Source organism: Acinetobacter sp. YH12156 (assembly GCF_013418235.1).
Classification (GTDB): domain Bacteria; phylum Pseudomonadota; class Gammaproteobacteria; order Pseudomonadales; family Moraxellaceae; genus Acinetobacter; species Acinetobacter pseudolwoffii.
In genome coordinates this window covers 62,779-88,425 of the sequence record NZ_VPCL01000008.1, presented here as the reverse complement: position 1 = coordinate 88,425, position 25,647 = coordinate 62,779, and the positions used below count along the sequence as shown (strand labels likewise).

At 40.1% G+C, this 25,647-nt stretch carries 14 protein-coding genes, 5 pseudogenes and 1 other annotated feature; of the genes and pseudogenes, 14 read left to right on the top strand and 5 right to left on the bottom strand.

What is annotated here, in order from left to right:
• Window positions 1-24: 24 nt before the first annotated feature.
• From FTU87_RS15225 to FTU87_RS08605, 11 genes and pseudogenes are all read left to right on the top strand, one after another.
• Window positions 25-6,288, top strand: a complete 6,264-nt coding sequence (locus tag FTU87_RS15225; RefSeq protein ID WP_180096992.1) for a cadherin-like domain-containing protein — start codon at window positions 25-27, stop codon at window positions 6,286-6,288.
• Window positions 6,289-6,379: 91 nt separating this feature from the next.
• A pseudogene (locus FTU87_RS08650) lies at window positions 6,380-6,553 on the top strand (transposase domain-containing protein); the annotation flags it as partial.
• Window positions 6,554-6,665: 112 nt separating this feature from the next.
• Window positions 6,666-6,848: pseudogene (locus FTU87_RS08645) on the top strand (helix-turn-helix domain-containing protein); the annotation flags it as partial.
• A gap of 169 nt (window positions 6,849-7,017) precedes the next feature.
• Window positions 7,018-7,727, top strand: a pseudogene (locus tag FTU87_RS08640) (IS3 family transposase); the annotation flags it as partial.
• Window positions 7,293-7,409 (top strand) — a sequence feature (AL1L pseudoknot). Its footprint overlaps the pseudogene before it by 117 nt.
• A 551-nt stretch (window positions 7,728-8,278) precedes the next feature.
• Window positions 8,279-9,520 (top strand): annotated as a pseudogene (ltrA, locus tag FTU87_RS08635) (group II intron reverse transcriptase/maturase).
• Between the two features lie 79 nt (window positions 9,521-9,599).
• A pseudogene (locus FTU87_RS08630) lies at window positions 9,600-10,085 on the top strand (IS3 family transposase); the annotation flags it as partial.
• A gap of 251 nt (window positions 10,086-10,336) precedes the next feature.
• Window positions 10,337-11,182, top strand: coding sequence for an OmpA family protein (locus FTU87_RS08625; protein ID WP_163120772.1), 846 nt, complete (start codon window positions 10,337-10,339; stop codon window positions 11,180-11,182).
• A 45-nt stretch (window positions 11,183-11,227) separates the two neighbouring features.
• A complete protein-coding gene (locus FTU87_RS08620; RefSeq protein ID WP_179997025.1) occupies window positions 11,228-12,322 on the top strand; it encodes a BapA prefix-like domain-containing protein in 1,095 nt (364 codons plus the stop codon).
• Window positions 12,323-12,447: 125 nt separating this feature from the next.
• Window positions 12,448-13,962, top strand: coding sequence for a TolC family protein (locus FTU87_RS08615; RefSeq protein WP_179997024.1), 1,515 nt, complete (start codon window positions 12,448-12,450; stop codon window positions 13,960-13,962).
• A complete protein-coding gene (locus tag FTU87_RS08610) occupies window positions 13,959-16,088 on the top strand; it encodes a type I secretion system permease/ATPase (protein ID WP_179997023.1) in 2,130 nt (709 codons plus the stop codon). Before FTU87_RS08615 ends, FTU87_RS08610 begins: the two co-directional genes overlap by 4 nt.
• The gene (locus tag FTU87_RS08605) at window positions 16,085-17,272 is read left to right on the top strand and encodes an HlyD family type I secretion periplasmic adaptor subunit (RefSeq protein ID WP_179997022.1); all 1,188 of its coding nucleotides are present in this window, start codon (window positions 16,085-16,087) and stop codon (window positions 17,270-17,272) included. Before FTU87_RS08610 ends, FTU87_RS08605 begins: the two co-directional genes overlap by 4 nt.
• Window positions 17,273-17,350: 78 nt before the next feature.
• Here the strand turns inward: FTU87_RS08605 and FTU87_RS08600 are convergent, their stop codons facing one another.
• Together FTU87_RS08600 and FTU87_RS08595 are read right to left on the bottom strand one after the other, a co-directional pair.
• Window positions 17,351-18,253: an IS481 family transposase gene (locus FTU87_RS08600; RefSeq protein ID WP_179997021.1), complete on the bottom strand. Its 903-nt coding sequence runs from the start codon at window positions 18,251-18,253 to the stop codon at window positions 17,351-17,353.
• A 269-nt stretch (window positions 18,254-18,522) separates the two neighbouring features.
• Window positions 18,523-19,770, bottom strand: coding sequence for an integrase family protein (locus FTU87_RS08595; protein ID WP_180096991.1), 1,248 nt, complete (start codon window positions 19,768-19,770; stop codon window positions 18,523-18,525).
• Window positions 19,771-20,161: 391 nt separating this feature from the next.
• Between FTU87_RS08595 and FTU87_RS08590 the strand changes: the two genes are divergently transcribed.
• Complete coding sequence (locus tag FTU87_RS08590; RefSeq protein WP_074383277.1) at window positions 20,162-20,344, top strand: Arm DNA-binding domain-containing protein; 183 nt, start codon at window positions 20,162-20,164, stop codon at window positions 20,342-20,344.
• A 906-nt stretch (window positions 20,345-21,250) separates the two neighbouring features.
• Window positions 21,251-21,478, top strand: a complete 228-nt coding sequence (locus FTU87_RS08585; protein WP_074383544.1) for a hypothetical protein — start codon at window positions 21,251-21,253, stop codon at window positions 21,476-21,478.
• 16 nt (window positions 21,479-21,494) lie between these two features.
• On the opposite strand, the gene bioB is transcribed toward FTU87_RS08585, so the two are convergent.
• From bioB to queG, 3 genes are all read right to left on the bottom strand, one after another.
• A complete protein-coding gene (gene bioB, locus FTU87_RS08580; RefSeq protein WP_180096990.1) occupies window positions 21,495-22,496 on the bottom strand; it encodes a biotin synthase BioB in 1,002 nt (333 codons plus the stop codon).
• A 144-nt stretch (window positions 22,497-22,640) separates the two neighbouring features.
• Window positions 22,641-22,841, bottom strand: a complete 201-nt coding sequence (locus FTU87_RS08575; RefSeq protein WP_005097383.1) for a hypothetical protein — start codon at window positions 22,839-22,841, stop codon at window positions 22,641-22,643.
• 109 nt (window positions 22,842-22,950) lie between these two features.
• Window positions 22,951-24,045, bottom strand: coding sequence for a tRNA epoxyqueuosine(34) reductase QueG (gene queG, locus FTU87_RS08570; RefSeq protein ID WP_005170301.1), 1,095 nt, complete (start codon window positions 24,043-24,045; stop codon window positions 22,951-22,953).
• A 23-nt stretch (window positions 24,046-24,068) separates the two neighbouring features.
• Here queG and FTU87_RS08565 point away from each other — a divergent pair, with 23 nt between their 5' ends.
• Window positions 24,069-25,541 carry an NAD(P)H-hydrate dehydratase gene (locus tag FTU87_RS08565; protein WP_100535264.1) on the top strand — a complete coding sequence of 491 codons (1,473 nt, stop codon included), beginning with the start codon at window positions 24,069-24,071 and terminating at the stop codon, window positions 25,539-25,541.
• The last annotated feature ends 106 nt before the right edge of the window (window positions 25,542-25,647 follow it).

The following is a 25,647-nucleotide window of genomic DNA, read 5'->3' as shown; positions in this document are numbered from 1 at the left end:
TGCTTTCAAGGTCGTTTAGATGACTTGAACACCACAGTTCCTGGGGTGAACGATACCGACAGCGATGGCACCATCGACAGCAGCGTTGCAGCAGCGACAGCGGCGGTAGAAGCGGCTGAAGAAGCAGAGCAAAAGCTTATCGATGCGATTGCAGGCAAAGGCGGCGTGATTAATCCTGCTGACAAATTAGAGTTGGATGCACTCAAAGACTTAGTTGATACAGCGAAAGGCACAGCTCAAACTTTAGTTAATGCTTTACCAGACTCTGAATCAGCAAAACAAACAGAGCTTCAAGGTCGTTTAGATGACTTGAACACCACAGTTCCTGGGGTGAACGATACCGACAGCGATGGCACCATCGACAGCAGCGTTGCAGCAGCGACAGCGGCGGTAGAAGCGGCTGAAGAAGCAGAGCAAAAGCTTATCGATGCGATTGCAGGCAAAGGCGGCATCATCAATCCTGACGACAAAGCAGAATTGGATGCACTTAAAGCAGCCGTTGATACAGCGAAAGGCATAGCCCAAGGCTTAGTTGATGCATTGCCAGCCTCTGAATCAGCAAAACAAACAGAGCTACAAGGTCGTTTAGATGGCTTGACCACCACAGTTCCTGCGGTGAACGATACCGACAGCGATGGTATTGATGACAGCGTTGAAGCAGCACAAGACTTATTAAATGAAGCACAAGCTGCAGTGACAGCGGCTGAGAATGAATTAGTCACTTCGCTTGAAGACGATAAATTGACTGAAACTGAAGTTGAAGCACTTAAAAAAGCGATTGCTAATGCACAAACTAAGTTAAATGCGGCGGTTGAGGCGATTGATAAACTTCCAGAAGGTACAGCGAAAGAGGGCTTAGAGTCACAAGCTAAAAATATTCAAGATCGATTAGATGTGACGGGTGCATCAACCTCTGTTGCAGTGGCTGAGCAAGCTTATGCAGATGCGAATACAGCTATTGCAAATGCGAAACAAAATGGCTTTACGCCAGCTCAAAAAGCTGAACTTGAGCAAGCTGTGAAAAATGCAGAAAGCTTAAAAGCAATAGCTCAAGACAAAGTTGACGGTTTAGCTCCAGGTGCACAACCAGAACTTCAAGAGCGCTTAGATGACTTATCTAAACTAGATATTCCAGTAAATCTAGATATATCTCAGTTAACGCCTGTAGATACGGATGAAATGGCAGACGGTGAAGCAGATCGGTTGATTGTCAAAGGTCAAACCAGTGAAGCAAACACCACGGTTATCATTAAAGATCACGCTGGTGAAGAAATTTATCGCGGTCACACTGATGCAAATGGTGAGTTCTCATTCACACTTGATACCACGAAGGTTCAAGCGGGCAATCAAGTTCAAATTGAATTGGTTGGAGAGCAAGGCTCACTTGCAAATACTACAGCAACAGTGGGTGACTTAGAGTTTGTAGATGATACAGCGCCATCAACACCAACTGTGACAATTGGAAGCAATGCTGATGCATTTATTAATGCGACAGATATTGATGAAAATGGTCAGGTTACAGTCACAGTCACATTGCCAAGTGATGGTTCTGTGCGTGCAGGAGATACATTAACGATTAATGGTGAGGATCAAATCTTAACTGCTGAACAAGTTGCGGCTGGGAAAGTACAAGTCCAATTTACAACACCAAGTGAAGATAAGACATTAGCGTTATCGGTCAGCTTAACAGACCAAGCGGGTAACATTTCTAAGATTGTTAGTGCTACAGCAGTGGTTGATACTTTTGCAGATATCAAAATTACAGATTTTGCTGAAGATAATCTTGTACAGTGGAGTGAAAAAATAGAAGGTTTCACCATTAAAGGCACTGTCGATGGTGTGTCTGAAGGTGCAACTGTGACCTTAACTTTCAAAGATGCTCAAGGTCAGCCAATTCTTGGTGAAGATGGTGCACCAATCATGATAACTGCGACAGTGAACGCAGAGAAAGGTTGGACAGCTGAAATTTCATCTGAGATCTCTAAACAGCTGAAAGATGGTCAGGTTCATGCAAAAGTGACGGATACCGCAGGTAATATCGCCCAATCAACTCAAGACTATATTGTGGCTACACCACCAAAGTCTGTGATTGAAATTACAGGCTACTATGACAATATCGGTAGTGTTTATAATAAAGTGACAGACACAGGTATCGCTGCAGATGGTCAAGGTAAACTAACAGGGAAAATTACTAATAAGTTTGGTCAGGTGATAGAGTTTGAAGAGTCTTTAGGTTCTAATGAACTTTCAGGTATTGGTGAAATAACTTTTAATACAGATGGTTCATGGGTTTTGAATATTGCGGACATTCAAGAGCAACTAGACAGTTCTACTGCACCATTACATGCAACCTTTACTCTTAAAGATACATTAGGTCACAGCTATCAAATACAGTTCTCTGTTCGTAAGGATGCTGATTTTGCAACTACAACAGGTAAAGTCAGTGTTACAACGACGACAGTAAGTCTTGTTGATAAAGAGGTGGTTGAGAATGATGGCGAGACTCACACCCAGCTTACCAATGATGTCTTAGGCGAGCTGACTGGTAAAGTCGATTTAGCATTAGTGCAAAATGGTAAAGCTACTATTCGCCTCTATGTCAATAAGTTTAATACATCTGACACAGAGTCTTCGGTCGAGCCGTATCCAAATGGTGCGGATATTGAGGTAAATGTTGAAGCAGATGGTACGTGGAGACTGACGGAATCGGACTTGCAAAAAGTCTTAAATGAAATTTGGGCAGCAGATGAACTACGTGAAGATAATATTTATATTCAGGTTAAAGTTTACGACCCTGTCACTGGAAAGTTAAGTGAGGTTACTGACAAGTACACCTTTAAGACAGACATCACACCGCCAGAGGCGACCAATGTTGGCTTTGATGCAAGTCATGGCGAGCATGGTCAGGTGACGGCTTTAGTCACCAAGTCAGGCGAAACTTCTGCCGAAACAGGTAATATTGTCACGGTACTGTACGATGGTAAAATCGTGGGTACAGGTGTAGTAGGTGGAGATGCACTTGGATTTAATGGTTACTTAGATATTAAAGTGAGTCTTGATCAAGCCATTGAAAACTATGATCCACTTAAATTACAAGTTTTTGTTGAGGATAGTGCGGGTAACGTTGGTGTCAATAATGGTAAGACGCTTAACCCAGAGTTGAGTTTAGCCACTCCTGAAGTAATAGCTTATGTAGACAATGTTGCAGGTGGTATTGTTGGAAATATTGTCAATGGTGGTGTAACCAATGATGCACAAGGGGTGATCAAAGGTACAATTGACCTTGGTACAGATGGTTTAGTCAGCCAAATTTGGGTGTATTTACATAACATTAACACCCCAATTAAGATTGATATTCCACAGGGTGCAACGGGTGTTTATGAATGGAATGTATCATCTGATCAACTTTCTGCTGCGGTGACCACTGGTAAGTTGGTAGGTAACGTTAAAGTTACCGCAAAAGCTTATAATGATGAAACTGGCTTGCTTAGTGATGCATCAAATGAGTTCAACTTTACAGTCGATACTACACCGCCAGTGATTGAAAATATCGTTGTCAGCAACCAAATGGCAGCGGATGGTTCGGTTGCAAGCACCATAATGACAGTAAAAGTCAATGCGGATGCACAGCAGGTGTATACAACGCTTGATGGGGTGAAATACACTGCGGTTGCAACAGGTGTTGCAGGTGAATATAAATTAACACTTCCTGCGCTAGCGAAAGGTAAAACACTTGATATCTATGCTGAAGATGCTGCAGGTAACGTTGTGGTTTCAAAACAGTCTGGTCTAAACAACCAACCGACTGCGCCAGGCACGTCTTTCAATATCAAAGAAGATCAATCGATCATCTTGACACAGGCAGATTTACTGAAAAATGCCAAAGATATTGATGGCGATAGTTTGAGTGTGACTGCAGTGACTTTGGCAGACCCAAGTATGGGTAAAATTGTAGCCAATGCAGATGGTACATGGACATTCACACCAAAAGAGCATTTTTCGCATGCCAATACTACGGATGCTATTGTGCTGAACTACACAGTTTCTGATGGTACGCAGCAGATATCGACTACCGCAAAAGTCAATGTTGAAGCAGTCGCTGATGGTGCAAACATTATCTTAAATGCCAATATTTGGGATAACTCAAGCACAGGCGGTATAGCTGGTTCAGGTGTTGCATTAAAACCAGCACCTGCTTCAACAGGTCTAATTTTTAAACAATATAATAGCCTGAGCTTAAGTAGTAGTAAAAAGAATTTTGATTCAAATGGGCTTGAAGACTTGCTCGACACCGCTAAGGCAACTAGCACTGGACGTGCCAACGAGTTTGCAGGCAACTTTAGTGGTAGTAGTGTTACTAGTTCAATATTTGACGCTGTGTCTTATACGGGCTTAATTTACCTAGAAGCTGGGCGTGAGTATAGCTTTGAAGGTTATGCCGATGATGCAATGCATATTGAGCTTGGAGGTAAAGTTCTAGCACAAACTATCGGTGACGCCTATGGCAACTATCATCCGACCATTATTGGCGGAGATGGTAACGGTACCATTAATATCAGCAGTTTTGTACCTGAAAAAACCGGCTTTTATACTTTTGAAGCTTATTTTGCCAATCTAAATAGTAGAGGTGAATATAACATTAGCGTTCTAGAAAAAGGCAAAGGACAAAGTTGGGCTCAGGCAACATCGAAACTATTGACTTCTGAAAACTACAAACTTTATGGTAGTGCCGAAGAGTTACTGACTTTAGGTGCGGACGTGGGTGGTTTTGTAAGCAATACGACAGGTAAGCCTGATGGGGGTTACTTCTCTGCTGAAGCGGTTGATAATGGTATGCAAGACACACCAATCAAGCTATCTGGTATCCAGGTCGATTTGATTGATAAAGATGGATCTGAAACGTTAACTGCACTTGAGCTCAATGGAATTCCAGTTGGTATCACCATCACCGATGGTGTACATACCTTTACTGCTAAAGCGGGTCAAACAGGTTTGAGTATTAAAGACTGGAATTTGAATAACCTCAGCTTAATACCAAGCAAAGGCTTTACTGGTAAGATTAGCTTATCTATTTCAGCAACTACGACTGAAAGTAGTAATTCGCACAGTAAGACCACAACTAAAGCGTTGGAAGTAGAGGTACTTGACTTTAATAAAGCAACGACAGGCTTAGACAAAGATATCAAAAATACAGATAACTTGTTTCAGAATGGAACTGCTGCTAATGACCTTGTTGGTCATAAGCTGACCGCAACTGTCAAAGGCGAAACAGGTTCAGGTACTCCATGGTCATTGCAATATCATAATGACAAACCAAATACTTCAATTACTAAAGTGGTGATTGATCTAAGTAGTTCTAGAACTTCTAGTGTGCATTTTGGTGCTGCTAATACTGGACGCTTAGATACTGATAAACAAGGTAATCAGTTTAAGTCAGACAGCCCGAGTCATAAAGCTATTAACGAAAATAGCATGGTGCAAAGTTACGAAATTAAACGTAAAGGCACAAATGCAAATAGACCAGAGCTTTTAGAAATTAACTTTAAGGCTGGGCAGTTTACTGTAGGTAAAGAGTTTAATTTTGCTGCTGATACAGATAATTCTTCTTACAGAAATCATAGTTATGCCAGAGATATGGAAGGATCGACGATTACGGTTTACTTCAGTAATAATACGAGTCAAACCATGATCTATTCAGGTATCGGTTCAGGTAGCACAAGTTCTAGTATTTCAGAGGCGGTAGATGGTATCGGTTATCAATACTACAACGGTGGTGCGGGTGATGACACGATCTTTGGAACGACTTTAGATGATTACTTGGTGGGAGGTGATGGTAATGACTTTATTGCTGGTGGTGCCGGTAATGACTATCTGCTGGGTGGTGCCGGTGACGATATCCTCTATGGTGGTGCAGGCAATGATACTTTCGTTGGTGGTTTAGGTAGTGATACTGCAGTCTATGATGTTTTAGTTGCTGCCGATGCGACTGCTGGCAATGGTACCAATACATGGAATGATTTTACCGTTGGTAAGATTGGAGCGAATGTCAATGCCGATAAGATTGAGTTTAGCCAAGGATTCTTCCAAGGATTACTGGATGTCAATCAAGGCGATATCGGGCAGTACATTAAAGTCGAAGATGTGAATGGCACAGCGACGGTGAAAGTGGACCGTGATGGTGCTGCAGGTGCGCATGATTGGGCAAATCTGTTGGTACTTGAAGGGCATAAAGCTGCCGATGTAAATTTACAAACTTTATTAGATAATCATCAGATTATTATTGGATAAAGTGAATTGAATCCATGCCTCGGCATGGGTACAATAAAAAGCTGGTTGGTTGCAACCAGCTTTTTTTATTTTAAGAGTGTGATATTGTTTTTGGGCCTTAGGACGCAAGAATTGGCTATTTGCAGGTTCGCTGCGCAGTGGTCAGCGAGCGGCAAACATCATGACTTTAATCCAGTCAGCAAAGCTGAATGGACTGGATTCGTATGCCTATTTAAGTGATGTGCTGAAAAGGCTGCCGACACATAAAGTGACCCAGATTGAATAATTACTGCCACACCGCTGGAAATCTGAACCGAATTAAAAAATAGGCATGGTGTTAGCGGCAGTGTAAAAATGACCCCCTTGGTTAATATAGCTGTCATTTTGGACTGCTCAATATGTTAACTTTGGAGCAAGCAGCGACAATCCAAATTCTTCATCAACAGGGTAAATCTATTAAAGCCATTAGTCGTGAACTGGGGGTGTCTAGAAATACCGTGCGTAAATATTTACGGCAGAACATCACACCTCATTATCAGCGTATACAGCCTAGAAATAGTATCCTTGACCCGTATAAACCTTGATATGTGCTGAATGAGCAGGAGACTTTCACTTGGGATATGCTAGGCAGCTAACCGATAAAAGTTCTCTGCTATTTGATTTGGCGTTTTAAGAGCCTGTAAATAATTTTAAGTAATTGTGAACCGTACCGGGTTTGTCGGAGAGTTAATATTCTGAGAGACTATTCCGATGAAAAAACCAAACTATACCCCCGAAATTAGAGAAAGAGCGGTTCAATTACTAATTGAATCTGAAAAAGATTATCCTTCTACTTGGGCAGCAATCACAGCTATTGCGCCTAAAATCGGTTGTACTCCTGAAACATTGCGTGTTTGGTATTTAAAGCATATGGATCAACTAAATCCTGCCAAAGTACAACAGATATCTGACCAAGAAAAAATGAAGCAAATGGAACGTGAAATTAAAGAATTAAAGCGTGCCAATGAAATTCTACGCAAAGCAGCCGCTTTTTTCGCCCAGGCGGAGCTCGACCGCCCACACAAATAATGGTGGATTTTATCCATAACAATAAAGATCGATATGGTGTTGAAGCGATTTGTAGAATTTTACCGATTGCAGCTTCGACCTATTATCGGGCTTTAGATCTCGTTGATAACCCAGAACATCGAGCGAAACGTGCTCTGCATGATTTACATCATGCAGAGCAAATCAAACGTATTTGGAAAGAAAGTTCAGGTCGATATGGTGTACGTAAAGTTTGGCAACAATTGAAACGTGAGGGTTATGTTATTGCACGTTGTACAGTTGCTCGATTGATGCAAAAGCTAGATATACAAGGTGTTTGGCGTGGTAAGAACAAACAAACTACCCGCAGCCGAGATGATCAAAAACGGGCAGGTGATTTAGTGAAACGGAATTTTAGTGCTGATCGACCTGACCCTTGCGAAGCAGTGCTTCTCAGGTCAGTGACTTTAGTGTGCCGCAGCAAGCGGCGTAAGAGATGAGGGTATGGCCCCTCGCTATCGGCTTGCAGGAGCAGGTAGCAAACCACCATAAGCGGCTTGGATCAAAAGTCCCGGTCGTGAGCGTTATGGAAAAGGCATCGTAGAGATGTCAGGTAAGAATTAGGAAGGCGAACAACAGTGAACTGCCGTTCAAGTGTCGAAAGTACTCAAATGACATCAAAACCGGGGATGGAAGTTACCCCGCGATTAGTTTGGCCGTTACCTGCTTACGGGCCATTCGGTGTCCGGCGTAGAGGCAGCGCGATCCTAATTCAGGCTCTTACGTTGAACTGCGGGAACCTTCGGTGGCGATGTCAAGCGAAAGGCACAAGCTCAAAAGGCAAGGCTGATAATAGCAATGCGTCACCAAGGGGCGGAGCAACTCGTAGTAGTGTTGAAGTTACTGTAATGGTAATGGAGCGAAGGGGTTGCATTATCCAGGTCTACGGATTTGTCAACTGTGCAAGCAGGAGGAGCAAAACTTTATGACCAAACCATTTAATATTCCTAAAGCGTTAATCTGGGAGGCATTTAAAAAAGTCAAAGAGAATGGTGGCGCTCCAGGCGTTGATCATGAATCTATTGAGCAATTCGAAAAGCATTTAAAGAACAACCTATACAAACTATGGAATCGACTTTGTTCTGGCAGTTATTTTCCACCGCCAGTTAAGGCTGTTCCGATTCCAAAGAAGTCAGGTGGCGTGCGTATACTAGGTATTCCAACAGTTGCAGATCGAGTCGCGCAAACAGCAGTTAAGCTCTTATTAGAGCCGAAAATTGATCCATTATTTCATCCAAACTCATATGGATATCGTCCGGGGCGTTCTGCCCATGATGCAATTGCGATAGTGAGGAGACGAAGTTGGGATTATGACTGGGTTGTGGAATTTGATATCAAAGGTCTCTTTGATAACATCGACCATGATTTACTCATGCGTGCACTCAAGAAACACTGTGAAATTCCATGGATTCTTTTATATGTGCAACGTTGGTTAAAAGCACCAATGCAACACATAAATGGCCATCTTTTAGAAAGGAATCGCGGCACACCACAAGGTGGTGTTGTGAGTCCTTTATTGGCGAATTTATTTATGCATTATGCTTTTGATATGTGGATTACGAAACATCTTCAAAGTGTACGGTTCTGCCGTTATGCAGATGATGGCGTAATTCATTGTCGGAGTTTATCTCAAGCCAAACTTGTTTTACAAAAGATCGATGCACGATTTCGTGAATGTGGTCTCGAATTGCATCCAGACAAGACAAAGATTGTTTATTGCCAAGATATTAATCGTCGTAAAGCATATCCCGATGTTCAATTTACTTTTCTCGGGTACACGTTTAGGCCCCGTAAGGCTGTGGACAAGTATAAAAGAGTTTATGTAAATTTCTCTCCTGCAGTCAGTCGTGATGCACTTAAAGCAATGCGACAGACTATTCGGAAATGGCATCTACATCTGATGTGAAATCGCGAATTAAGTGATTTATCTGCAATATTTAATCCAATTCTTCAAGGTTGGCAGCAATACTATGGTCGATTCCATGGTTCAGCAATGTCAGCGATCTGGCAACACATGAATGCTTATCTTATACGCTGGATGAGGCGTAAGTATAAAAACTTGGCCCGTCATAAAAGACGGGCTAGATATGCCTTAGGGCGACTTGCGCGTGATTTTCCAAATGCCTTTGTGCACTGGAAAATGGGATGTTTACCATCGGTTGGATAATGGGAGCCGGATGAGCTGAGAGGTTCATGTCCGGTTCTGCGAGGGGCTAAGGGTGAAATTCCCTTGGTCTACTCACCCGTATATTCAAACCAATTCTGGCTGGGTCTACACCGCATTTATTATTGATGTGTTCTCACGAGCAATTGTTGGATGGAAAGTATCTACACGGATGAATACAGATATGGTGCTCGATGCATTGGAGCAAGCATTGCACGATCGAGGCATGCCAAAGAATGTAATTCATCATTCAGATAGAGGTGTTCAATATCTTTCCATTCGCTATACCAATCGTTTAGAAGCAGCAAATTTACGAGCATCAGTCGGTACAACGGGTGATTCATACGATAATGCTCTGGCTGAAACGGTGAATGGCTTATACAAAACAGAGGTGATTGAATATTTAAAAGCAGATTGGCAAGGTTTAGCAGATGTACAACTTGCGACACTAAACTGGGTAGATTGGTTCAATAAAGAGCGTGTACACAGCGCATTGGGTTATGTATCGCCTTTTGAGTTTGAAGCAATGTACTATGATAAGATTAATCCGTTAGGTCAGGTGGCCTAACTTAAATAAAAAAGTCTCCGACAAACCCGGTACGGTTCACTATCTAGTTAAGTATTTCTAATAAAACTATAAAGTGATACAGTTGACACAAAAAATAAATGTTCAAAATATACATTTATTTTGATATAAAGATGTTGAAATGTGCACTGCGTCACAATAATAATTTTTCAGTAGATTCATGGAAAGATATTTGTGTAGGAAATGTGCTTGAAATTGTTCCTTAAATTGTTCTAAGTCCACAAGGGATAGTTATGTTGAGATTGTCACTTTTAGCTGTTGTAGCTTCATTGGGGGTAGCGGCTTGCACATCAAGCCCATATACGAAGCCATCAGATTTACGTTTTCAGAAAAAAACGCAAGAAAATAATCAACCTATTGTATTAAAGCGAGATGAGAAGCTTTGTGGTGGTGATACAGCAGAACAGCAAAATTGCCCGATTGAATTTTATATTGACAGTATTAAAGCTGGAAATTTTTATATAAATAATTCGGCTCAATATGCATTGAAACCAGAAACATATAATTTCAAAGTAAAAAACTGTACTGAAGAATCATGCCAAAGTTGTGATGTTGACTTAAACGTAGGAAAGCTAACAAGCAATGAATTTGTACTCTCTGTCAATACAAACGGTAAACCTTTTATTTCCAATAATGGTCAGCCTTTAAGTTGTGAGGTGAAGCACAAGGTTGCTGCTCAGGAACAGATAATACGAGTGGATTTAGCTGCGGACACTTTATTTAAATTTAACGGTTCTTCCTTGAATGATTTACTGCCAAAGGGGCGTCAAGAGGTCTTGAATGTTGCTTCGCAAATTCATAACAACTTCGTTTCTGTAAGCCGCATTAATTTAGTTGGTCACACAGATCGTTTGGGAAGTGATAGCTATAACAATCAATTGGGGCAAAACCGTGCAGACACAGTACGCAACCTGTTGGTTCAAAACGGTGTATCTGAAAATAATATTTCAACGTCTAGTGCAGGCAAAAATCAACCTGTGACGAATGGTTGTTTTGATGTAAAACAGCGTGAAGAACTCAAAGCTTGTTTACAGCCTGACCGCCGTGTAACTGTCGAAATTACAGGCATTACTAAATAGTTAAAGTTTTAGAAGATAAAAGAATATAATTTTTTGGGTAAAAATATGACTAATTTTATTGTAATTGAGAAAGACTCATTAAATAAGTCTACAGTAAATGCGACACAGATTACATTAACCGAAGCTTCTATTGTTCATACTAAAATGAGCCGTGATGACGTCGACGAATTTATCCGTGATGGCAGTAACTTAGTGCTTAAGTTAAAAAATGGTGAAGTTGTTGTTATTGAGAATTTTTTTATAACATATGACGATGTCGCTTCAGATTTGGTTTTTGAAGAAGATGGGTGTGTTCTATATTGGTTTGATGGCGTATCGGGTTTTAAAGGCATTCCAGGATTAGAAGCATTATTGCCTGCTGTTGAAAGCAGTCAACTCGTTGGATTGTTACCTTGGTTGGTGGGTGCTGCTGTAGTTGGTGGCGCTGCAGCAATTATTGATCACAATGACAAGGATGAAGAACCGAAAGATACTACAGCACCTACAGCACCAACTGTTGAGATTAATGATGGTGGTGATGGTGTTATCAATCCAACTGATCTTGTCAACGGCAAAGTTACAGTGACTGTTAAGCCGACCGAGCCAGTTGTAGAGGGTGATAAGATTACGATCACTCATCCAGATGGTTCAATAGAAGAAATTGAAGTTACAGCATCAAGCAAAGATGACATTAACAACAATGGTATTACTGTTGAAGTAACTCCTGCTGCGGAAGGTAAAGATACAGTTGTTACCGCAACAGTGACCGATAAAGCTGGCAATACGTCACCAGAAGGCAGCGATAATTCAACAGTTGACTTGGTAGTTCCGGGCGATGTTGACGGTGACGGTGAAAAAGACCTAACAGGTGCGCCAGTTGTTGAAATTCAAGATGGCGGTGATGATGTCATTAACCCATCAGATGTTGATGAGAATGGCAAAGTTGATGCAAAAGTAACCTTCCCGAAAGATGCGGGTTATAGCGTTGGTGATACTGTTGTGATCAAAGATCAAGATGGCACTGAACTGGTTAACCGTCCATTAACAGCTGAAGACCTTGAAAACGGCATTACTGTCAAAGTAACTTCTGCAGCGGAAGGTGAAGACACTATGTCAAACATAACGCTCCTTTCATTCATTTTAAATTTGAATTTATCTTAAGTTAATTTTGGATAAAGATAGATAAAAATTGTAATGAAAATGGCTGCAATTACAGTACTCATTTAATGCTATGACGCAGCATTTGAAAAACTCCCACGGTATGAATTTACCAAGATGCTTAAATCATGAATTTTATAAAATCAAAGATATGGCTTGTGCTGTTTCTTCCGTTTTGTGCACCAATAATGCCTATTTATGCAGCAAAACCAAAAAATTATTTAGACTCAGCTAAAGCAAACATCGAACAGTTTTTTTCGTCGCAACCTGCAGATTTGAATCAAGTGAGTATTCAAGAACTAAGTAAATACTCATGGGGTGAGCAGACAGCGCAAGATACTTTGCCAGTTATCAAATTGAGTGGTATTCAACAACAACTTAAAGGTATGGAAAAAATAAGCATTAACTCTGAAGCTGAGCTAACACTTTTTGATGCAATTCATCAAGCGCTACAGCGTCGACCTGAAATCACTCAGAGTATTGCTACTATTGCAGGCCAAGGTGCAAACATTGATGCGGCGAAAGCACAATATTTTCCTCAAATCTCTGGTGGTATTAGTACAGCTGATTTAACGACTGGCGAACGGGGAAGACAGCTTTACAGTTTATCAGCGACACAGGTTTTATATGATTTTGGAAAAATCAAAAGCGATATCAATATAGAAGAAGCGAAGTTATTACGAGAACAAGCAAATACATTAAATAGCATTGATGATATTGCATATCAAACAGCGAATGCGATGGTCAATATTAACCGTTATCAAGAAATCGTTCGTATTGCTAATCAACAAATCAAAGGAATTGCTCGAATTGCAGAAATCGCTAATTTACGGGCTAAAGCGGGTATTAGTAGTCAGGCAGATCCGATTCAGGCACAGTCAAATTTAGAAGCGGCGCAGTCAAATTTACTCATACAAGAAACGCAGTTAAAGCAGTATCAGCAAAAGTTACAAATGCTGCTGGGCTATGATGTGTCCCATTTAAAGATGAGGATTCCAAATACTATTATTCGTAATGCAGGTTTATACAATGACCCTGAATTTACGCATCTTCCTAAGATGATAGCAGCTCAGGCAGCAGTACAAATTGCCAAATTTCAAAAAGAACAAACAAAACTAAGTACATATCCAACAATTAATATTAAAGGTAGCTTAAATCAAGCTTTGAATGGGAAAAACCCAAATAATAATGAAGATGATGGTTTTTATAGCTCTGTCATGTTGGAAGCGAATAGCAACTTTTTCCAAGGCGGGGCAGCCCGATCAAAACTCCGTTCTGCTAATTATGCGGAAGAAGCAGCAAAAGCAGCAGTTAACACAGTTTATTTAGATGTTTTGGATCAGGTACAGCTCATTCGTGTGCAGGTCGAAAATAAGCAAAAGCAAATGGATGTTCTAGCTTTAAGAAAAGAAACCACGGCACGGACAAAAGAGTTGTATCAAGAACAATATAAATTAGGCACCCGCACAGTGGTGGATTTATTGAATTCTGAACAAGCAATTCATGCTGCCGCACAGGAAATTGAAAATGCAAGATATGATATTTACGCGGCCCTAATTCAGTATATCTATGTTACTGGTGCTTCAAGAGCATTTTATCAACTAAATAATACTTCTATTCAAGGGTTTGAAATTTTACCATGAGCAAAACTATGAATTATCAGCCATGGCTTCAAGCCGTTCTAGCAATTGCAAAACATTATCGTATCGAACCATCTGAAGAGCGTTTACGCTTGCAACTCGATTGGAATCCGAGCCAGTCACTTGATGATATTTTGATTTTGGTGAGCCGTCAGATCGGGATGAGTCTAAGAAAAACTGAATTTAGTGAAGATATTTTGAATCCGTGGCGTTTACCACTTCTTATTCAAATGAGAGATGGGCAAGTTGGCGTATTGAATCAACTCGATGCCAATGGGAATGCGAATATTCAGTTCAGTGGTGATCAGGGATTAGCACAAGTACTTACTGTAGAGTTATTAAAAGAAAATGTGAACAATGTTTATATTTTAAGACCTGAGAAATCAATTCCTGATGTCCGTATTGATGAGTATATTAAACCATATGAGCAGAACTGGTTTTGGACGATTGTGCTAAGAGATTGGAAGCGCTATTTGGATGTGATGTTTGCATCATTAATGGCCAATATTCTTGCCTTGGCGACAATTTTATTTTCAATGAATGTTTATGATCGAGTTATTCCTGCACAGTCTGTTCCAACTTTATGGGTATTAGCCGGTGGTGTACTCATTGCAGCAATATTTGAATTTTGTTTACGAGTCGCACGTATTTATTTATCAGACATTATCGGAAAACGTGCAGATCTAAAAATCTCAGATAAGGTATTTGGTCATGCTTTAAGAATTAAAAATAAAGAGCGATCCAAATCCACAGGTACGTTTATTTCGCAAATACGTGAATTAGAAGGTGTTCGTGAATTAGTCACTTCTACAACCATTTCAGCGATTGCAGATTTGCCTTTCTTCTTTTTGTTTTTGGCAATTTTTTGGCTGATCGGTGGCAATCTGTTTTGGGTAATGGTTTTGGTTGTACCTTTAATGATTATTCCTGGAATTTTGATTCAAAAGCCATTGGCAAAATTAGCATCTGAAGGAATGCGTGAAGGTGCTATTCGCAATGCAACACTGGTGGAAGCTGTTCAAGGTATAGAAGATATTAAGTTATTGCGAGCGGAATCTCGATTTCAGAACCAATGGAATCACATGAATGAAGCTGCTGCAGATATTTCAATGCGCCAGCGGAAATTAGTTGGAATTGTGGGGGCGTGGACTCAGAAAGTGCAAGGGCTTACTTTTGCGATTGTCGTACTGGTTGGATGTTTTGCTGTGATGAAAGGGGAAATGACTACAGGTGCATTAGTTGCTTGTTCAATTTTATCATCGCGCATGCTTGGACCAATTGCACAGATTTCAGGAGTTCTAGGGCGTTTTCAACAAGCTAAAGTTGCTAAGACAAGTTTAGATGAGCTTATGAAGAAACCAGTTGACCAAGCACCAAATGCACATTTAATTCATAGACCTGTTTTGAATGGACATTATGAACTTAATAATATTGTCTTCAAATATAGTGAAAACGATGCAAAACCTACTCTCATCATTCCTAAACTTGAAATTCAAGCGGGTGAGAAAATTGCGATTTTAGGTCGTAATGGTGCAGGTAAATCAACGCTATTACAGTTGCTATCAGGGATGCAAGAACCTGTTCAAGGGAAAATCAATTTAGATGGGGTTGACTTGGGGTTAATTGATCCAACTGATGTACGTCGAGATATGGGCTTACTCAATCAGAATGCACATTTGTTTTTTGGTTCTGTACGTGAAAATTTAACATTAGGCTCACCTTTGGCGACTGACCAAGAGCTTTTAAATGTGCTCAAGCTCACAGGGGCATTAAACTTTGTATTAGATAAGAAAGAAGGTTTAGATCATCAAATTTTAGAAGGTGGTGTTGGTTTTTCTGGTGGCCAGCGTCAAGCTTTACTTTTATCACGATTATTACTTCGTCAACCAAATATTCTATTGCTTGATGAGCCGACAGCCGCAATAGATGACGTTTCTGAAAAACAACTAATTCAGAACCTTAAGGGGTGGTTAGGACAAAAAACTTTGGTCATTGCAACGCATCGTCGAGCAGTACTTGAGTTGGTGGATCGAATTATTGTAGTACATGATGGAAAAATTGTTATGGATGGTCCTAAAGAGCAAGTATTAGGTAATACTCAAACCAATATAGCGAGTACAGCATCATGATTAGAAAATATATAAAAAGTGATATTGTAAAGGCTAAAGAATTAGAACCTGCATTACCGAGAGCTAGCTTATTTATCTGGATTATTTGTATTGGTCTTTTGTCATTACTCATCTGGGCATGGCTTTTTAAACTTGAAGAAGTTTCAACAGGAATTGGCAAAGTTATTCCATCTTCTAAAGAGCAAGTAGTACAGTCTCTTGAAGGTGGAATTTTAACAAAGCTTTATGTGCATGAAGGACAAATCGTACAAGAAGGGCAGGTACTTGCTCAACTTGACCCAACTCGCTTTGCATCAAATGTTGGTGAATCTGCATCCTTACTACTAGCATCACAAGCAACAGCAGCGCGACTACGTGCAGAAGTTAATGGAACTAGTTTAAAATTTCCGAGTGAAGTACTTAAAGAGCGAGATTTAGTTGAAGAAGAAACAGCACTCTATCATTCACGACGATCTAATCTAGAAGAATCTTTGTCAGGTTTACAACAAGCACTTATTTTAGTTGATGAAGAGCTGCAAATGACTGAACCATTAGTAGCGAAAGGTGCAGCTAGTGAGGTCGAAGTATTGCGGCTCAAGCGCCAAGCAACAGATTTGCGCAATCAAATGAATGATGTGAGAAATCAATATTTGGTAAAAGCTCGAGAAGAGTTGGCAAAAGCCAACACAGATATCGAAACGCAATTACAAGTCGTAAAAGGTAAATCAGACTCTTTAAATCGTACTCTTTTTAAATCACCTGTACGAGGGATTATTAAAGAAATTGATGTTATGACTATTGGCGGAGTGATTTCTCAAAATGGCAAGTTGATGACAATTGTTCCTCTGGATGAACAACTTTTGGTTGAGGCACGTATTTCACCGCGAGATATTGCTTTTATTCATCCTGGGCAAGATGCACTCGTGAAGATCACTGCCTATGATTATTCTATTTATGGTGGGTTGAAAGGAAAAGTTTCAATTATTTCACCAGACACATTGAGAGATGAAGTTAAGCAAGATCAATTTTATTATCGAGTGTATATTCGAACGGATTCAGGAAAATTGATGAATAAAGCAGGCAAACAATTTAGTATTACTCCTGGCATGGTTGCAACAGTCGATATTAAAACAGGGGAGAAAACGATTTTAGATTATCTAATAAAACCATTTAATAAAGCACAAGAGGCTTTAAGAGAAAGATAGTTTTGAGTGAGCCTGTAAATAATTTTGTATTTGTGCTTTTTATATGTGAATACTAGGACTTCCACTGACACCAAGATTTTAGCATAACTTTTCTTTTAATCGTTCATAGGGTGTTTTGCCATTCATGGCTGCATGAGGTCGGGCATAATTGTAAAATGCCTCCCATTCGGCCAGCTTGGCTTTTAAATCCACATCATCGGTGTAGTCTAATAGCTGGTAGAACTCCATTTTATCCGTCTTATGAGATCGTTCGACCTTACCGTTATGTTTAGGTGTTCGGGGTTTAATATAGCGATGATGAACGGCATGATCATTCAGATGCCAATGGAATTTAGACTGAAACTCATGACCGTTTTCAGTCTGAATGGTATGAATACGGAAAGGAAATTTGTTGATCACATAATTGACTAAATCAATAGCATTGGCTTGATTATGTTTCTCATAAATCTTTAATACCCTAATTCTAGTTGCATCATCAATAGCGGTATATTGATATCGTTTGACTTGTTTTCCATTTTGATCTTTAAAAAAGAGAAACTTTACATCAACTTGAACGTGATGCCCTGGTACTTGTTTTTTATAACGTTGAGGAATAGGAATAGAACGTTTACGCTGATTTTGGGGTAATCGATTCATACCATGCCGTTTTAAAACATGGTACGCCCCAGCTGCTGAAATTTTAATTTGGTGATAACGCCATAAATACCAACTGATCCGTAGTTGTCCAAAATGATAGTGTTGACGTAAATAAATAATCTTATCTTCAATCACAGCAGGCGTGCGTAGCTTAAGGTTCTGTGGACATGGCTTACTGTTGACTAATCCTATCTCTCCTTTGGATTTATAATTCCTCTTCCAACGATAAAAAGTATTTCGTGAAATACCAAAATATCGACAGGTCAATACAACATTGCCATTTTGTTCAGCATGAGCAAACACTTTTAATTTATGGGCAATTTCCCGTTGGGCTTTTGTACTCAAAATTCAAACTCCTATGACATGAGGTAAAATTTACCAAAATGTCAGTAGAAGTCTCAATTTTCACACATTACTCAATTATCCATTTACTTTTAAGGTCGATTAGATCGATATAATTAAAATGTAGTCAAATTTACTGACATAGATTTTTGAACGCCCTCTTTTGAAGAGCGTGTAACCAAGTGTTTTTAAAACTGTATTTACACAGAATTATTTACACCCTTTACCAGTCAATTTCTTAACTGACTGGCATTAGTCCGTATCGAGGTATTTCAATTAATGCCATTTCGCACTTGTTGCAAAATCCAATCCTCATATTCTTGTAGTGTTTCTTGTAGCATATCCATAGGTCGTACGATGTAGTGCCTTTCAACTAATGCACTTGGTTTATGACCTGATATCTGTGCTAAAGATCCTTCATTGATTTTTGCCCAAATAGCTAACGTTTTATATGATCTCCTCAATCCATGGGGAGTAAGTTCAATATTTAGTTTTTTACATATTTTCTCTAAGCTATCGTAAGGATTAACAATATGGCCACATTCAGCGCCCTTACTGCTAAATATGAATTTAGAATCAGAATTTTTCTTTAGTTCTAATAATAAGCTTTCAACATATGCAGTTAGAGGAATTAGGCGACCTTCATCTTCAATTTTATCCCTGACTTTTGCTGTTTTCCAACGAAAATCGACATCTGTCCATTTTAATGAAAGCAGCTCATTCTTTCTGCAACCAGTGATTAAACTACATATCAAAAAAATCGCTATTTTTCTGCTAGTTAACTTATTTACCTCTTCAAACCATGGTTTTAGATGCTGTTTCATCAAACAATCATTCTTGGCTTTTGGGGAAGGGACTTTATCTTTAACTTTTTTTGAGTTGTATGATTTTGGAGGCACTAAGTTTTCATAATCCTCGTGTTCATCACACCAATTCAGGAAAGCTCGTGTAAGTCTGTATGCTTTAGCTGATGTTGTTGGACGGAAGTCATTGTGATCAAGCCAATCGCATAATACATCTGCAGTTAATTCAGAAAGTTTGTACTCAAACAGTTGAAAAATGGGTTGACTGGTATAAACACTATTTTTTTCAGGATCGTAACCACCTCTAGATAATTCGATGTGGTCCTGATAACTTCTTGGTCGCCAATTAGGTTGTCTTGCTTTTAAATATTCAAACCATACATCTTTAAATTTAATAGTTTTGCGTTTTTCTTGTTTTAGCAGTTCTTTATTATCAGCTAAACCTTTCTTACGCTCGATTAATGGGTCAATCCCTTTGTGGCACATAATCGCCAATTCTTGTGCATATTTACGAGCTTCATCTAATTTCCATACATCAACGTCACCAATTTTGATACGACGGTTTTGAAGACCAATACGGCCTTGGAAAATGTAGCTTTTATTATTTTTAGGTGTAACTTTGACGCCGAATCCTGGTGTTTTCTCATCCCAAAAAAAAGTTGGTTTATTTTTGTCTGAGCAATCAATTTTATCAATAGCAGGTTTTGTTAACTTCATTCTAGTAAGCATCTGGTAAGCAAGTAGTAAGCAAAATCAATATATATTAATCAACAAAAAGAGTTAATAATAAATTATTAAAATTACATAAATATATGATAATATTGACATTATATTTTTAATTTGTTGATTTTAAATTACTATGTTAACGGACTCATAATCCGTTGGTCGACAGTTCAAGTCTGTCTGGGCCCACCAAATTCATGTATTTATATAGTAAAATACATACTTAAACCCTTAATTCTAAAAGAGTTAAGGGTTTTTTAATGTCTTAAGAATACTCAGGTGTACTCGTATAAAAACACCCTATTTGTATCCTGGCTTGTATCCTGTATAAAAAATAGAACTCAGGATACAGGAGCCTAGTTTAATCTAGGAAAATCAAAATTTTATGGCTAAATCTAAATTACTCACAGATACCCAATTTGCAGTGTTAAAACCTAAAGAATTAGAGTATAGGGTTTCGGATATTATGGGTTTGTATTTAAAAGTCGTTGTAACAGGTAAAAATCATGGCAGTTGCGGTTTAAGAATACACTTGGTAAATGGACATAGCTTGGGACTTATCCAGTAATCTCAGTCAGAGAAGCATGTTCAATGGCCATTAAGTATTAAAATGGTGAACTCATTTTAAAAACTAAAAATGAGAAGTTATTGAAAGCTCAACAAAAAGAGAACCTATTTTTTGGTAATTTACTGATTAAATGGATGAAGACAAAGCAAGCTGTATGAACTGATAAAACTTATAAGAAAGAGTATCAGTCGATAGAAAAGCATATATTGCCAGTATTTTGTTATCGTCTATTCAAAGACATACCTGCTTCGGAGTGGAAAGGATTTTTCCAATAAAAACAATTAAATGAACAGATATTCAATCGATTTGAAAAACTAATTTCGTATTGTCGTAATGCTTATGATTTTACCATTGACGATAATTTAACTATTACACTTAAATAAAAATTAGGCAATATTTGAATCAACTTATAAAAAAGAGGTCTGGCTTCAATAGATGAGTTTTATGAGCCATTCTTGAGGATTTTTTATCTAGAAGAGTTTTACCTCAGGAAAAAAGTTTATATTTATGAATGGACTGTGATGCACTTCAAAAAATATCAGGAAATAAGATTAAAAGTAGATGAAATGCATTTTACAACTGAGAAAATTATGCTAATAAATAAGAGATGATTTTTTAGTCAGAAATCATGATGTTTCAGGAAGGAATATCTTAAGAAGCGTATTAAAAAAATGATTAAACAGGAGTTTCAAGATGCTTCAGCTATTAAGAAAATTATTTTGCTTGCATATCTATGAGTACGAGCAAATGCAGGAAATCGGGGAACACAGGGAGTGTCGTAAGTGTGGGATCAATAAGGACTGATGTTTTACAAAAAAAAGTGAGCGAGGGCTCACTTTTTTTATGCTTATACTTGGCTAATTTCCGTTAAAATTAGAGTGAAATTCCAAGCTGATGATCGGGCATATGAGCAAAAATTTTCATGCAGATACCTATATCGTAGACAGCAATCTGGCAGATACGCTGCATTGGCTTAGTCTGCATCAAGACAGTTATGAGTCTTTTAGCTATGATGCAATCACTCAGGAGTTAGTGGTGCATCATGCCAATGGAATGGATCAAATCAGAGTTGGAGATTATCTGAATGCCCGCTATGGCATACTGATTACTGCACATAACTTTTCAGCGACTTAATTCACTCCTATATTGCTTAGCCTGCCATCGCATCGGTCGCCAATGCACGTACACTTGGTTTAGGCTGCTCTGCAACCAGACCTAATTTCTCAAATAGCTTTTGGTCACGACCTTGGGCAGTATTTGGGGTGGTCAAAAGTTTTTCACCCGAGAAAATGGAATTGGCACCGGCCATAAATGCCAGAGCCTGATCTGAATCGGTTAACGATTCACGGCCCGCAGAGAGGCGGATGTAGCTTTTTGGCATCAAGAGGCGCGCCACTGCAATGGTACGAATCCATTCAATAACATCCAGTTTTTCTACATCTGCCATTGGTGTGCCTTCAATTGGAACCAGCATATTGATCGGTACAGATTCAGGGTGAATGACCAGCGTGGCAAGTTCATATAATAAACCAATCCGGTCATTACGGCTTTCGCCCAGTCCGACAATACCGCCACTACATACTTTTAAACCGGCTTGACGCACATGATCCAAAGTATCGAGACGGTCATCAAAGCTTCGGGTACTGATAATATGTGAATAATATTCACGAGAAGTATCCAGATTGTGGTTGTAGTAATCCAGACCGGCATCTTTCAAACGTTCTGCTTGGGATGCATTCAACATGCCCAGTGTCATACAGGTTTCCAGACCGAGTGCTTTAACTTCCTGCACCATTTCCAGAACATAAGGCATATCGCGCTCATGCGGGTTACGCCATGCAGCGCCCATACAGAAACGAGAGCTTCCAGAAGCCAGTGCCTGTTTAGCCTCCTGAATGACTTTATCGACCGCGATACGTTTTTCAGCTTCTAGCTTGGAATCATAATGCGCAGATTGTGAACAGTATTTGCAGTCTTCAGGGCATTTGCCTGTTTTGATCGAGAGGAGGGTGCTGACCTGAACTGTATTGGCAGTGAAGTGCTCACGATGAACCTGTTGCGCCTGAAACAATAAATCCATTAAAGGCTGCTGATACAGTGCCTGTATTTCTTCACGTGACCAATCATTGCGTACTGCATTACTCGTGTTCATATATCTGTCCTTGTTTGTGCTTATTTATCATTCACCTCATCTTAATAAAAATGTGTGTCTGCCTCACTAGCAAAATATGACCTTCTATAACAAACAAAGCCCACACGGGGTGGACTTTGTCATTATATTCAATCCTGAAATTTTTTATTCACGATGACCCCCATGAATATTCTGATTTTGCAGATCGTCACGATGCTGCTTGTTCAACACTCGTTCATCCTGCTCATGCTGATTGTTCTTAGGAGAATCGATTGGCCCATGTTGGGGCTGCTGCTGTTGTTGCTTCTGCTGTTTAAGTTGATCTAGCTGTTCGTGCTGTTGCTGTTTTTTATCTTGCTCTTGCATCTTCAATCCCTCTCGTCATTTTTTCATCTCTTTCTTTATGACATAAAGTGATCAAATATTGTGTAAGCCTTATAAGAGATCGAGTGAGCCGAAGTAATAAATTGAAAATTTATGCTGTTTTGGTCAACTGTTCCTGAATCGCCCAATCAATATGCACCTGCACAATTTCGTCATGTAATGCCCGTTGATGTTGTAAAGCGTAAACAATCTTTTCATCAAAAGGTGCATTGCCCAGACCAATTGCGATATTGCGCATGAAGCTTTGATAACCTGTACGGCGCATTGGACTGCCTTCGGTCGCACTTAAGAAGGTGGTTTCATCCCATTGCCATAAATCTAGCAAGCTGACCTGATCCAGACCATGTCGTGGATGAAAATCTTCTACCGGGGTGATTTGGGCAAAACTGTTCCAAGGACAAATTAGCTGGCAATCGTCACAACCAAAAACCCGGTTACCAATTCCGCGGCGCAAATCTTCTGGAATAATGCCTTTATACTCGATGGTTAAGTAAGCAATACATCGCCGTGCATCCAGCATATAGGGCTCGACAATGGCCTGAGTTGGACAGATGTCGATACAGGCCGTACAGGAACCACAATGTTTACTGGCAGGCGCATCAAAAGGGAGGTCCAGAGAAGTAAATAGCTCTCCAAGCACAAAGAAAGAACCAGACTTTTTATGAATCAGCAGGGTATGTTTACCTGTCCAGCCCATGCCAGCACTTTCAGCCAGTGATTTTTCAAAAATGGGTGCAGAATCGGCAAAAGGGCGTGATTCAAAATCGCCAACTTTTTCTCGGATTTTTGTCGCCAAGGTTTTGAGCCGACCGCGCATGATCTTGTGATAATCCCGGCCACGGGCATAACGCGCAATAATCGCGGAATTGGGTGCATACGGAACGTAACGTGGCTTTGGAGTCTCGACCAGATAATCCATACGCACGCAGATAATGCTGCGCGTGCCGGGGACAAGTAAGGCAGGATTGGCACGTTTTTCCAGATTATCTTCCAGAAATTTCATGTCGCCATGATAGCCACGATCCAGATATTCCTGTAAGCGCGCTAATTCTGCTTGAGCATCTGGTTTGGCAATGACACAATCAGAAAACCCCAATTCTAGCGCCTGCGCTTTAATCCAGGCTTTTAGCTCGGCTGGATCTTGTTGATAGACTTGAATTTGTGCGTAAGAATCGGGAATTGTCATAAACCAAAGACAGGGAATAAAAAATGCAGCAACAAGTTTACCATAGCCCTGTTTATCATAGCCAAAGTATTCAAGCATGGGAGCAGCGTTGGTTTCAGCAGCAAAATAGTTCCTATGGTTTGATGCAGCAGGTGGCTTGGTCAGTCACACAGCGTCTGAGTGTGCTATTTAAAGAAAAAAATATACAGAAAATAGCGGTGTGTTGTGGTCAGGGCAATAATGCTGGTGATGGTTATCTGATTGCAAAATATTTAAAACAGGCCGGTTTCGATGTAGATATTTATGCGGCTGAAAAAGGTCAATCAGTGGACTTGGCCAAAGCTTGGCAAGAAGCGCTGGATGCTGGATTGGAAGTAGGGCCGCATTTTCAGTTTAAGCATGAATATGACGCTTATATCGATGCCTTATTTGGCATTGGTTTAAATCGTGAGCTGGATGCGAACTGGCAATCCATCATCCAATTGATCAATGACCAGAAAGGTCTCAAAATCGCGGTTGATATACCGAGTGGACTGCATGCCAATACCGGTCAGCCTTTGCCTATTGCGGTTAAAGCGGATTTTACGTATACGGTTTTGGGCTTAAAGGCAGGACTGTTTACCGGACAAGCTAAGGAATATGCCGCTAAGGTTGAACTGATTTCTGCCATTCCAGTTGATGCCGAACTGCAACCAGTTGCCAAACTTTCCTCACAGCAGATTAAATTACCGAAACGTGAAGCCTTTGGTCATAAAGGCAGTTATGGTCATGTGCTGGTGGTGGGGGGGCATGCTGAAATGGGCGGAGCAGTGATTATGGCAGCAGAAGCGGCATTTGCTGCCGGAGCAGGTAAGGTCACCATTGTCTGTGATGCGAAACACCATACCGCCATTTTGTCTCGTGCGCCGAATATTATGCTGCGTGATATTAATGCTCTCAACATAGAGCAGCGCACAGCCTTAATTCAGCAGGTCGATGCAGTCTGTTTTGGTATGGGCTTGGGACGTGATCAATGGGCAAAAGAGCAATATCAGGCATGGTTTGATTTAATTCGAAATTCAGACTTAGACATTGTTTTAGATGCAGATGCATTGTGGTTTTTAGCCAAACAGCCGCAACAATTAAATTCTAAAACTTACACTACACCGCATCCGGGTGAAGCGGCAACTTTACTTGATTGTAAAACCTTGGACATTGAAACAGATCGGATTCAAGCGATTCATGCCTTAAGGCAGAAGTATGGCGGGCAATGGGTGCTAAAAGGTTCAGGCAGTCTGATTCTGGAACAACAGCTGTATATTTGCACTGCCGGGAATGCGGGTATGGGAACAGGCGGCATGGGGGATGTGCTGGCCGGGATGATTGCCAGTCTAAAGGCACAATTTGCTCAATCGATTCATTTGCATGAAATTGTGACGCTGCATGCACTGGCAGGGGATGAACTGGCCAAAAACGGCGAACGTGGTTTGCAGGCGCAGGACATGAAACATGCAATTTATCAGGTGGTGAATCGCTAAGGAGAATAGTGTGCCAGTCATCAAAATGAATATTTCAGGCCAAGTGCAAGGTGTGGGTTAGCGCTACTGGTTTGCTGAGCAGGCTGTGGCACTCGATTTAAAAGGC